8 protein-coding genes are annotated in these 11,781 nt (G+C 72.4%); 7 read left to right on the plus strand and 1 reads right to left on the minus strand.

What is annotated here, in order from left to right:
- Window positions 1-2 precede the first annotated feature (2 nt).
- The 3 genes from ACH4SE_RS10520 (at window position 3) to ACH4SE_RS10530 (ending at window position 4,879) form a co-directional block, all read left to right on the plus strand.
- On the plus strand, window positions 3-1,286 hold the full coding sequence (locus tag ACH4SE_RS10520) for a nucleotide sugar dehydrogenase (protein WP_398542927.1): 1,284 nt from the start codon (window positions 3-5) through the stop codon (window positions 1,284-1,286).
- A gap of 120 nt (window positions 1,287-1,406) precedes the next feature.
- Window positions 1,407-2,753 carry a glycosyl transferase gene (locus ACH4SE_RS10525; protein ID WP_398542928.1) on the plus strand — a complete coding sequence of 449 codons (1,347 nt, stop codon included), beginning with the start codon at window positions 1,407-1,409 and terminating at the stop codon, window positions 2,751-2,753.
- Window positions 2,750-4,879 (plus strand): glycosyltransferase, encoded by a 2,130-nt coding sequence (locus tag ACH4SE_RS10530; RefSeq protein ID WP_398542929.1) that lies wholly within the window; start codon window positions 2,750-2,752, stop codon window positions 4,877-4,879. The genes ACH4SE_RS10525 and ACH4SE_RS10530 overlap by 4 nt, the downstream gene beginning before the upstream one ends.
- A 56-nt stretch (window positions 4,880-4,935) precedes the next feature.
- Here the strand turns inward: ACH4SE_RS10530 and ACH4SE_RS10535 are convergent, their stop codons facing one another.
- Window positions 4,936-5,538, minus strand: a complete 603-nt coding sequence (locus tag ACH4SE_RS10535) for an acyltransferase (RefSeq protein ID WP_398542930.1) — start codon at window positions 5,536-5,538, stop codon at window positions 4,936-4,938.
- A 146-nt stretch (window positions 5,539-5,684) separates the two neighbouring features.
- Between ACH4SE_RS10535 and ACH4SE_RS10540 the strand changes: the two genes are divergently transcribed.
- From ACH4SE_RS10540 to rfbB, 4 genes are all read left to right on the plus strand, one after another.
- A complete protein-coding gene (locus ACH4SE_RS10540; protein ID WP_398542931.1) occupies window positions 5,685-7,199 on the plus strand; it encodes an SDR family NAD(P)-dependent oxidoreductase in 1,515 nt (504 codons plus the stop codon).
- A 103-nt stretch (window positions 7,200-7,302) separates the two neighbouring features.
- A complete protein-coding gene (locus ACH4SE_RS10545) occupies window positions 7,303-9,456 on the plus strand; it encodes a hypothetical protein (RefSeq protein WP_398542932.1) in 2,154 nt (717 codons plus the stop codon).
- A 123-nt stretch (window positions 9,457-9,579) separates the two neighbouring features.
- Window positions 9,580-10,647 carry a glucose-1-phosphate thymidylyltransferase gene (locus tag ACH4SE_RS10550; RefSeq protein WP_398542933.1) on the plus strand — a complete coding sequence of 356 codons (1,068 nt, stop codon included), beginning with the start codon at window positions 9,580-9,582 and terminating at the stop codon, window positions 10,645-10,647.
- Window positions 10,644-11,636 carry a dTDP-glucose 4,6-dehydratase gene (gene rfbB / locus ACH4SE_RS10555; RefSeq protein ID WP_398542934.1) on the plus strand — a complete coding sequence of 331 codons (993 nt, stop codon included), beginning with the start codon at window positions 10,644-10,646 and terminating at the stop codon, window positions 11,634-11,636. The genes ACH4SE_RS10550 and rfbB overlap by 4 nt, the downstream gene beginning before the upstream one ends.
- Window positions 11,637-11,781 lie beyond the last annotated feature (145 nt).

An 11,781-nucleotide genomic window follows, 5' to 3' on the forward strand; every position in this document is an offset into this window, starting at 1 on the left:
CCATGAACATCTGCGTCGTGGCCCTGGGCAAGATCGGGCTGCCGCTGGCCGTGCAGTTCGCCTCCAAGGGCCACCGGGTGATCGGCACCGACGTCAACGAGAAGGTCGTCGAGCTGGTCAACGCCGGAACCGAGCCCTTCCCCGGCGAGTTCGACCTCGACGTCAAGCTCAAGGAGGTCGTGGGCGCCGGACTGCTGACCGCCACCACGGACACCGCGGCGGCCGTCGCCGAGTCCGAGGCCGTGGTCGTCGTCGTCCCGCTGTTCGTGGACGCCGAGGGCGTGCCGGACTTCGGCTGGATGGACGCCGCCACCCGTGACATCGCGCGCGGCCTGCGCCCGGGGACCCTGGTGTCCTACGAGACCACGCTCCCGGTGGGCACCACCCGGAACCGCTGGGCGCCCATGCTCGCCGAGGGCTCCGGCCTGACCGCGGGCGAGGACTTCCACCTCGTCTTCAGCCCGGAGCGGGTGCTCACCGGCCGGGTCTTCGCCGACCTGCGCCGCTACCCCAAGCTCGTCGGCGGCATCGACGAGGCCTCCGCCCGGCACGGTGTGGAGTTCTACGAGGCGGTGCTGGACTTCGACGAGCGCCCCGACCTCACGCGCGCCAACGGCGTGTGGGACCTGGGGTCGGCCGAGGGCTCGGAGATGGCCAAGCTCGCCGAGACGACCTACCGCGACGTCAACATCGGCCTGGCCAACCAGTTCGCGCGCTACGCGGACAAGGCCGGTATCGACGTCAAGGCCGTCATCGAGGCGTGCAACACCCAGCCGTACAGCCACATCCACCAGCCGGGCATCGCCGTCGGCGGCCACTGCATCCCGATCTACCCGCGGATGTACCTGTGGAACGACCCGGAGGCCACCGTCGTGCGTGCCGCGCGCGAGGCGAACGCGGCCATGCCGTCGTACGCCGTGGACCTGCTGGCCGCCGCGTACGGCGACCTGGCCGGCGTCGAGGTCCTGGTGCTGGGGGCGGCCTACCGCGGCGGCGTCAAGGAGACGGCCTTCTCCGGCGTCTTCGGCACGGTCGCGGCGCTCGCCGAGCGCGGCGCGGTGCCGTACGTCTCGGACCCGATGTACACCGACGAGGAGCTGACGGCGCTCGGCCTCACCCCGCACACCGGGCAGCCCGTCACGGCCGCGGTCCTCCAGGCCGACCACGCCGAGTACCGCGAGCTGTCGGCCTCCGACCTGCCCGGCGTGCGGGTGCTCGTCGACGGCCGGCGCACCACCGACCCGGCCCGCTGGGAAGGCGTCCGCCGGGTCGTCATCGGCGGCTGAACTTCATCGGATTGTCACCCCATCGGGGGTGTGCGACGCCTGTGCTAGCGTTCTCAGGTGTCGCACACTCCCGCTGATCAGCGATCTCAGGACCGTCCGCAGAGCGGAAGCCGCAGGCATGTGATCTACCTTGCGATCGGCTTCCCGCCGGCCGCCAAGAGCTGCGCATACCGCATGACCGAGACGGCCAACCAGTTCATAGCCCAGGGCTGGGACGTCACCGTGGTGACGATCGAGCAGGAGTCCTGGGAACGCGATTTCGGTCTCGACCACACGCTCTCCGACCGGGTCGACCCCGCCGTCCGCGTCGTCGAGCTGCCCCTGGTGCGCGCCGACCTGGAGACGGACCTGCGCAAGTACCGCGAGGACCGCGCGCTGAACCCCGGCGGCTGGATCAACCGCTACCGTGCCGCGGGCATGAAGTCCTTCCCGGAGCCGCTGTTCGGCGGCTGGAAGGGCGACCTGGAGAAGGCCGTGCTCCGGCTGCACCGCGAGAAGCCCGCCGACCTGGTCCTCGCCACCTGCGTGCCCTACGTCACGCAGGCGGCCGCGTACAAGCTGTGGCAGAGCGAGGGCGTCCCGTACGCGATCGACTACCGCGACGGCTGGTCGGTGGACGTCGTGGACGGCGGCGAGGCCTTCACCCCGCACTCGATCTCCGGGCGCTGGGAGCGCAAGATCCTGGAGAACGCGCTCGTCCACTGGCTGGTCAACGACCCGATCGCCGACTGGTACCGGGCCCGCAACCCCGACCTGGCCCACAAGGTCCGGGTCGTCCGCAACGGCTACGACGAGGCGAGCATTCCCGCCGCCGTGCGCGACCCCGACCCGGCCGGCGGGCTGGTCTTCGGCCACCTCGGCGTGGTCACGTCGCCGCCGCGCATCCTCAAGTCGGTGCTGGACGGCTGGCGCCTCGCCCGGGAGAACGACCCGCTGGTGGCCAGGTCGCGGCTGGAGATACGCGGGCAGATAGGCTCCGGCGGCAACCGCGAGGCCAACGCGCACATGGAGCTCATCCACCAGAACGCCGACCAGGGCGTCTCCTTCGGCGGCCCCGCCCCCAAGGCGGAGGTGCCGCAGATCTTCGCCTCCTGGGACGTCCTCCTTCTGATGATCATGGGCGGCCGGTACATGACCTCGGGCAAGGTCTACGAGTACATGGCCACCGGGCTGCCGGTGATGTCCGCGCACAACGTCGAGCACGACGCCTCCAACGTCATGGCCGGCCACCCGCTGTGGACGGGCGCGCGCGGCTTCGAGCCCGCGAAGCTCGCCGAGCTGTACTCCGACGCGGCCCATCTGGCGGTGGGCGCCACGCAGGAGACCCGCGCCGCCGCCCGCGCGCACGCGGCGAAGTACGCGCGCGCCGCGCAGATGGCCCCGGCCGTGCGCGAGCTGACGGAAATGGTGACATCGCCCACGCCGCTCGGCGCCCGGGCGACGGACGCGGAAGGCGTGCCCGCATGACCGACGTACTGCTGGTCGCCAGCAACGTGCCCCAGCCCGCGGTGCTCAGGTCGTCGCTGGAGAAGTTCGCGGCCGCCGGCGCCACCGTGCGGCTGGCCGTCGCCTTCGCCCTCGACGAGATCGAGAGCGACCTGCCGCTCGCCGAGGCGTACTCGCTCAGCGCGGCCGCCGAGGCCGCGCACGGGGCGAAGTTCATGAAGAACGCCGCGAAGGCCTCGCTGCTCACCCGCACCTGGCGCTATGCCCAGGGCGACCGCTGGCTGCGCCGGTACGGCCGCAAGGCCGATGTGCTGGTCGCGCTCGACCAGGCGGCGATCTACACGGTGTGGCGGCTCGCCGAACGCAACCGCCGGGCCGACGCCGTGTTCGGCGTGGCTGCGGCGCTCAAGGCGCTCGACGACCGTGCCGCCCGGCCCGGCCACTACGCGGTGAGGGACGTCTACCGCTCGCTGCCCTCACCGGTGACCGCGGCCCGCACCACCGCCCGCGCCGCCCGCAAGGCGTACTACCTGTCGACGTCCGGCAAGATCATGCGCACCGCGGTCGGGGCCAAGGCGTGGCGCGCGGCCGTCGGCGCCCCCAAGCTGCCGGACGGTGTGCGCGCGGAGATGGCCGTACGGGTCAGCAACGGCATGGTCAAGGGCGGCCGCAAGACCGGTGCCACCCTGGTCCTGACCCAGGCCGCGGAGCAGGTCGGCGACCTGGCCATCAAGACCGACCTGATGGCCCGGGCCGGCCGCAGGACGATCTCGCCCGGCGCGGACAACCCCAAAACCCGCACCGCGGCCATCAGCGCGCAGCTGGCGCTGGCCGACCAGCTCTACGCCGAGGGCGACCCCAAGGGCGCCTCCAAGCAGCTGTCCGCCGCGCTCAGCCTGGCCTTCCACCGCGCCCTGCACTTCGACCGGATGACCTCGCCGCTGACCGAGGACACGGCGGCCTACCTGGCGCCCTTCCGCGCCAGCAAGGTCTTCGCGGAGCTGTCCCGGCCGCGCGGCAGGCAGCAGCCCGCCGCCCCGATACCCACCGACCGGCCGCTGCGGCTGCTGGTCACCACGTACGCGAACGCGAACTTCCTGCAGCCGATCATGGACCGCTACGCCGACCACCCCGGCGTCGAGATCCGCTACCTCAGCCTCAAGGAGGACGAGGACCTCAGGAAGCTCGCCACCAGCGGCCTGGGCATGATGGAGTACCAGCTCGGCGGCCTGCGCGGGCTGGGCACCGCGGCCGAGCACGCGCTGCGGCCGCACCTGGACTGGGCCGACACCGTCTTCGTGGACTGGGCGACCAACGCCGCCGCGCTCTTCACCCTGATCGACCCGGGGGACACCCGGATCGTGGTGCGCCTGCACAGCTACGAGGCGTGGACGTTCTGGCCGCACGTGATGGACGTGAGCCGGATCGACGACCTGGTCTTCGTCGGCGACCACCTGCGCGACCTCACCGTCGACGTACTGTCGGCCCTGCGTGAACCCGGCGGCCCGAAGCTGCACGTCATCGCCAACGCCATGGACCTGCCGCGCTACCAGCGGCCCAAGACGTCCGCCGACGCGCGCTTCACGCTCGGCCTGGTCGGCGTCAGCGCCGTCGCCAAGGACCCGCGCTGGGCCCTGGAGGTGCTGCGGGAGCTGCGCAAGCACGACGAGCGCTACCGGCTCGTGGTGGTCGGCGACCTGCCGGACCGCGAGGCCAGCGGCAGCGCGAAGCAGTACGTCGACCAGCTCAACCGGGAGCTGGTCGAGCTGACCGAGACGGGCGCCGTCTCGCTGCTCGGCCGCTCCGACGACGTCCCCTCCGTGCTCACCGACATCGGTGTGATTCTCAGCACGTCGGTACGCGAGAGCTTCCACTGCGCACTGGTGGAGGGCACCGTCAGCGGCGCCCTCCCGGTCGTCCGGGACTGGCCGTTCTTCGCCGGCAAGGAGAACGGCGCCCGCACGATCTACCCGGCGGACTGGATCGTCGCGACCCCGGAGGAGGCGGCCGGGCGCATCCTCGCCCACACCACCGACGCGGACGCCTGGCGCCAGGACACCGCGGAGGCGTCGAAGTACGCCCTCGACACGTGGGACTGGTCGGTGATCAGCCCGCAGTTCGACCGGCTCTTCCTGGGCCGGGGCTGAAACACGAAAGCGGCGCCTCCCCGGCCGGGGAGGCGCCGCTCCGTGGGCCGGAGCCGTCAGCCCGCGCGCTCGGTCAGGACGCCGTCGGCCTCGTCGTACAGCGCACCGCTCTGCGGGCACTCCCACACGCCCGGCTCGCCCTCCCGCTCGACCAGCCGGACGCCGGCCCGGCCGACCCAGCCCAGCCGCTTGGCGGGGACACCGGCGACCAGCGCGAAGTCCGGCACGTCACGGGTGACGACCGCGCCGGCCGCCACCAGCGCCCAGCGGCCGACCGTGACCGGGGCGACACACACCGAGCGGGCCCCGAGCGAGGCGCCCTCGGCGACGGTCACGCCGACCGCCTCCCAGTCGCCGCCGCGCTTCTGCTTGCCCTCGGGGTCCACCGAGCGCGGGTACTGGTCGTTGGTGAGCACGGCCGCGGGGCCGACGAAGACGCCGTCGCCGAGCCGCGCCGGCTCGTAGACCAGGGCGTAGTTCTGCAGCTTGACGTTGTCGCCGATGACCACACCGGTGCCCACGTAGGCGCCGCGGCCCACGACGCATCCGGTGCCCAGCACGGCCTGCTCGCGGATCTGGGCCAGCTCCCAGATGCTGCTGCCGGCGCCGATCTCGGCCGTCTCGTCGACCTGGGCGGTGGGCTGAACCCTGTAGTTCACTGTGAGGCGCCTTCCGGTACGGGGATGCTCGAAAAGCATACGATCGGCGAACAGTGGGGGACGCTCACGGGTGGTCCGCCTTGCGACCGGGTTACCCCCGGTGAGAACATCGATCAATCCCTCGTCGCACCAGGCAGGTTTTTCCGTTGTCGCAGCACACCGCCACACCCCGCACCACCGCCGTGATCCTCGCCGGTGGCACCGGTCAACGGGTCGGGTTGTCGATACCCAAGCAGCTGCTCAAAATTGCGGGCAAGTCCGTGATCGAGCACACGCTCGCGGTCTTCGAGCAGGCGGACTGCATCGACGACGTCCTGGTGCTGATGGCGCCCGGCTACGTGCCCGACGTGCAGAAGATCGTCGCCAAGGCCGGCCTGGGCAAGGTGACACGGATCATGGAGGGCGGGGCGACCCGCAACGAGACCACCGAGATCGCCATCCAGGTGCTCGGTGCCGACCTCGCCGAGGGCGAGGACCGCAACCTGCTCTTCCACGACGCCGTCCGGCCGCTGCTGTCGCAGCGCATCATCGCCGACTGCGTGGCCGCCCTGGACCGCTACCAGGCCGTGGACGTGGCCATCCCGTCCGCCGACACGATCATCGTCACGCGCACCCACGGCGAGGACGGCGAGTTCATCACCGAGATCCCGGACCGCTCCCGGCTGCGCCGCGGCCAGACGCCGCAGGCCTTCAAGCTGTCCACGATCCGCCGCGCGTACGAGATCGCCGGGACGGACCCGAACTTCCAGGCCACCGACGACTGCTCGGTGGTCCTGCGCTACCTGCCGGACGTGCCGATCCACGTCGTCGCGGGCGACGAGTACAACATGAAGGTCACCCAGCCCGTCGACGTCTTCATCGCCGACAAGCTCTTCCAGCTCGCCTCCACGGCCGCCCCGCACCCCGCCGACGCGGAGGCCTACCGGGCGGCGCTCGAGGGGCGCACCATGGTCGTCTTCGGGGGCTCGTACGGCATCGGCGGCGACCTCGCGCGGATAGCCGAGGAGCACGGCGCCACGGTCTACGCGCTGGGCCGCTCCACCACCGGCACCCACGTGGAGGACCCGCAGCAGGTCGAGGACGCGCTCGCCCGCGCCTACCAGGAGACCGGGCGCATCGACTACGTCGTGAACACCGCGGGCGTGCTGCGCATCGGCCGCCTCGCCGAGACCGACGGCGCGGTCGTCGAGGAGGCCCTGCGGGTCAACTACCTCGGCCCGGTGCTGATCGCCCGCGCCTCCCACAAGTACCTCGCCGAGACCGGCGGCCAGCTGCTGCTGTACACCTCCAGCAGCTACACGCGGGGCCGGGCCGACTACAGCCTGTACTCCTCGACCAAGGCCGCGATGGTCAACCTCACCCAGGCGCTGTCCGACGAGTGGGCCGCCGACGGCATCCGCGTCAACTGCGTCAACCCCGAGCGCACCGCCACCCCCATGCGCACCAAGGCCTTCGGCCAGGAGCCCGAGGGCAGCCTGCTGTCCTCCGAGGCCGTCGCCAGGACCTCGCTGGACGTCCTGCTCTCCGCCATGACCGGGCACGTCATCGACGTGCGCCAGCAGGACCCCACCCGGGGCGGTGCGGCCGTGTCCGGCTTCGAGGCCGCGCTCGCCCGCACCCTGGCCGACAACGGCGACGGCACCGGGTCCGCGCACCCCTGACGGGTCCGCGCGCCACCTCACCCACGAGCGGCCGCGGGGGGTGCTGCCGCTCCGGCAGACCGCAGCACATTGAGATACTGAGGAACCGAGGAGCAGCCACCCCGTGATCTCGAAGGTCATCCGTGTAGCCCGTGTGGGCTCGCGCACCGAACTCGCAGCGGCGGCGCTGATGCTGGTCAGCTACCCGTGCCTGCTGGTGGCCGCGCTGCTGCCGTCCGCCGGGTTCTTCGCGGCCGAGACCGCCGTCGGCTACCTCGCCGACTGGTCCCTGCACCAGCGCCGCAGCTACCTGGTCGACCGGCTGGCACTCCTCGGTGTCGGGCTGCCCGCGCGCTTCCTCATCCGCGAGCTGACCGTCCTGCTGCTGCTGGCCCGCCTGGGCCTGGGCGGCACCGGCGCCTTCGCCTCCGCCGTCGTCGTCTTCGTCGTCTTCTACGGGCTCCAGGCCCCGCACGGCGCGCTCCTCACGCTCATCGGCAACCGCCGCAGGCTGCCGTACCTGACCCGCAACATCGACCTGAGCCGGCTGCGCATCCCGGACGCCCCGCCGTCCTGGCTCGCCGCCCGCGGCCAGGAGAAGATGCTGCACCTGGACCTGTTCGCGATGGCCGGGCTGCTGGTCTACGCGCACGAGGAGACGGCGGCCTACGCGTACACCGGCCTCGGCCTCACCCTCGGCCTCGCGCTGCTGTACGTGCTGCTGGTCGCGCCCTACCTGCTGCTCAAGCGGCGGCTGCCGGCCGGCCGGCCGAAGGCGCTGGCGTTCATCGACACCTGGCTGCGCGAGTACCGGCCCACCACGGTGCTGTACTTCTCGGGCTCGCCGGACTCCGCCTACCAGGTCAACATGTGGCTGAGCACGATGGAGCAGCTCAAGGAGCGCCCGCTGGTGATCCTCCGCGAGGAGGTGATCCTCGCCAAGCTCGCCCCGACCGACGTGCCGGTGCTGTGCGTGCCCGGGGCCGTGCACCTGATGAACATGGACCTGTCCAGCGTGCGGGTCGCGCTCTACCCGGCGAACGTCGGCAAGAACATCCACCTGCTGCGGGTGCCGACCATCAAGCACGTCTTCGTCGGCCACGGCGACAGCGACAAGATCGCCAGCGTCAACCCCTTCAGCAAGGTCTACGACGAGGTGTGGACCGCGGGCAAGGCCGGCCGCGACCGCTACGCCCTCGCCGAGGTCGGGGTCCGCGACGAGGACATCGTCGAGGTGGGCCGCCCCCAGCTGGACCCCATCCGCACCTGGGACGGCACCGCCCCCGACGGCATCCCCACCGTGCTCTACGCCCCCACGTGGGAGGGCTGGACGGACGACCCGGGCAACACCTCGCTGATCCTGGCCGGTGCCAACATCGTCCGCGGTCTGCTGGAGTCCGAGCCCCCGGTCCGCGTGCTGTACAAGCCGCACCCCTTCACCGGCACGGTCGACAAGCGCGCCAAGGCCGCCCACCAGAAGATCGCCGCCATGGTCGAGAAGGCCGCCGCCGCCCGCCGCGCCGACCCGGCGTGGGCCGCGCGGACCGCTGCCGGTGCCGCCGAGCGGGCCGCGGCCCGCGCCGAGGTCGCCCGGCTGGACGCGGAGATCGCCGCGCTGACCGCGGGCCCCGGCGCCAAGGGCGACGACGAGGCCGTGGTCTCGCGGGACGCGCTGACCGACCCGGCCGCCGGTGAGCGGCTGTCCCGGCTGCGGGCGGAGCGCGACACCGCCTACTGGGCGTCCATCGCGCCGTGGGAGCACACCGTCGTCACGGGCCCCGCGCCGCACCTGTACGACTGCTTCAACCAGTCCGACGCGATGGTCTCGGACATCTCCAGCGTCGTGTCGGACTTCGTCGCGACCGGCAAGCCGTACGCGATCACCGACTCGGCGGGGCTCGGAGAGCAGGAGTTCAAGCGGCAGAACACGGCCGCGCGCGCCGCGCTGATCCTCGACAACAGCGCCGCCCGGGTGGGCGAGCTGGTGGCCGCGGTCGTGCGCCCCGAGCAGGACCCGCTGGCCGAGGCGCGGCGGGAGATACGCGAGTACCTGCTCGGCCCGGACGAGCCCGCGTCGATCGAGCGCTTCGGCCGCGCCGCGCGCGACCTGGCCGGCCGCGCCGAGGACCGTATCGCCCGGCTGGCCGCCCTGCGCATCGAGCTGGACCCCGAGGACGACGAGGGCTCCCGCGCCGACGGGCCGGACGGCCCGGACGGACAGGACGGACAGGGTGGCGCGGACACCGAGGAGGCCCGCGAGGAGGCCGGCGCCGCCTGACGGACGATCAGACGCCACGCGCCTGGCGGCGGGCGATCCGCCGCCGGGTCGCTATGCTCGTGCCGAGGCCATCGGAAGTCGGGTTGGCCGTCCACCGCCGTTCCCCTGACAAGGACGAGCAACGTGAAGGCACTTGTGCTCGCGGGAGGCGCCGGGACCCGTCTGCGGCCGATCACCCACACCTCGGCCAAGCAGCTCGTACCCGTCGCCAACAAACCGGTCCTCTTCTACGGCCTGGAGTCCATCGCGGCCGCCGGGATCACCGACGTGGGGATGATCGTCGGTGACAGCGCCGACGAGATCCGCGAGGCGGTCGGCGACGGCTCCGCGCTCGGCCTGGACGTCACCTACATCCGCCAGGAGGCCCCGCTGGGCCTGGCCCACGCGGTGCTGATCGCGCGGGACTACCTCGGCGACGCGGACTTCGTGATGTACCTCGGCGACAACTTCATCGTCGGCGGCATCACCGCCCTCGTCGACAACTTCCGCGCCGAGCGCCCGGACGCGCAGATCCTGCTCACGAAGGTCTCCGACCCGCGGGCCTTCGGTGTCGCCGAGCTGGGCCCGGACGGGCGGGTGCGCACCCTGGAGGAGAAGCCGGACGTCCCGCGCAGCGACCTCGCGCTCGTCGGCGTCTACCTCTTCACGCCCGCCGTGCACGACGCGGTGCGCGCGATCCGGCCGTCCCGGCGCGGCGAGCTGGAGATCACCCACGCCATCCAGTGGCTGGTGGACGAGGGGCGGGACGTCCGCTCCACCACGATCTCCGGCTACTGGAAGGACACCGGCAACGTCACCGACATGCTGGAGGTCAACCGCTCGGTGCTGGAGACCGTCGAGCCGGGCTGCGAGGGCGAGGTCGACGCGGACAGCGAGATCATCGGCCGGGTCAGGATCGACGCCGGGGCCAAGGTCGCCAGCAGCCGCATCGTCGGCCCCGCGGTGATCGGCCCGGGCACCCTCATCGAGGGCTCCTACGTCGGCCCCTTCACCTCGGTGGCCGGCGGCTGCGTGATCCGGGACAGCGAGATCGAGTACAGCATCGTGCTGCGCGACTCCTCGGTGTGCGGGGTGGGCCGCGTCGAGGCCTCGCTCATCGGCCGCAACGTCGAGGTGACGCCCGCCCCCCGCCACCCCTCCGCGCACCGGCTGGTGCTCGGCGACCACAGCAAGGTGCAGATCTCCTCATGACCGACCGCGTCCTGGTCACCGGCGGCGCCGGCTTCATCGGCTCGCACTACGTGCGCACGCTGCTGGGCCCCGGCGGTCCCGCCGGCGGCCGCGGCGTCGAGGTGACCGTCCTCGACAAGCTCACCTACGCGGGCAACCCCGCGAACCTCGACCCGGTGCGCGGCCACCCCGGCTTCCGCTTCGTCGAGGGCGACATCTGCGACGCCGGGCTGGCCGCCCGGCTGCTCGCCGACCACGACCAGGTCGTGCACTTCGCCGCCGAGTCGCACGTCGACCGCTCCATCCTGGGCGCGGCCGACTTCGTCCGCACCAACGTGCTGGGCACCCAGACGCTGCTGGACGCCGCGCTGCGCACGGGACTGCGCACCTTCGTGCACATCTCCACCGACGAGGTGTACGGGTCGATCGACGAGGGCTCCTGGCCCGAGACCCACCCGCTGCAGCCCAACTCGCCCTACTCCGCGTCCAAGGCGGCCTCCGACCTGCTCGCGCTCGCCTACCACCGCACCCACGGCCTGGACGTGCGGGTGACCCGCTGCTCCAACAACTACGGGCACCACCACTTCCCGGAGAAGGTCATCCCGCTGTTCATCACCAACCTGCTGGACGGCCTGCCCGTACCGCTCTACGGCGACGGCGGCAACGTCCGCGACTGGCTGCACATCGACGACCACGTCCAGGGCATCGACCTGGTCCGCACCCGGGGCCGCGCGGGCGAGGTCTACAACATCGGCGGCGGCACCGAGCTGTCCAACAAGGAGCTGACCGCGCTGCTGCTGGAGGCGTGCGGGGCGGGCTGGGACAGCGTCGAGCACGTCGCCGACCGCAAGGGCCACGACCGCCGCTACTCCGTGGACTGCACCAAGATCCGCACCGAGCTGGGCTACCGGCCCGCGAAGGACTTCGCCGAGGGCCTCGCCGAGACCGTGCGGTGGTACCGCGACAACCGGGAGTGGTGGGAGCCCCTCAAGGCGCGGGCCGCCCTGTGAGCGACGCACGCGAGGCCTCCGGGCCCGGGGGTGGGGGCGGGGCGCGGGGTCGCCGAGCGGGCGGAGAAGCGAACGGTGAGGCGGCGGTGAGCGACGCACGCGAGGCCTCCGGGCCCGGGGGTGGGGGCGGGGCGCGGGGTCGCCG

This window comes from Streptomyces sp. NPDC020983, assembly GCF_044333485.1.
Lineage (GTDB): Bacteria > Actinomycetota > Actinomycetes > Streptomycetales > Streptomycetaceae > Actinacidiphila.

Bases quoted from the DNA above. Each gene is read 5' to 3' on its own strand.
- ACH4SE_RS10530 (WP_398542929.1), top strand. From the start codon at position 2,750: ATGACCGACGTACTGCTGGTCGCCAGCAACGTGCCCCAGCCCGCGGTG.
- rfbB (WP_398542934.1), top strand. From the start codon at position 10,644: ATGACCGACCGCGTCCTGGTCACCGGCGGCGCCGGCTTCATCGGCTCG.
- ACH4SE_RS10520 (WP_398542927.1), top strand. From the start codon at position 3: ATGAACATCTGCGTCGTGGCCCTGGGCAAGATCGGGCTGCCGCTGGCC.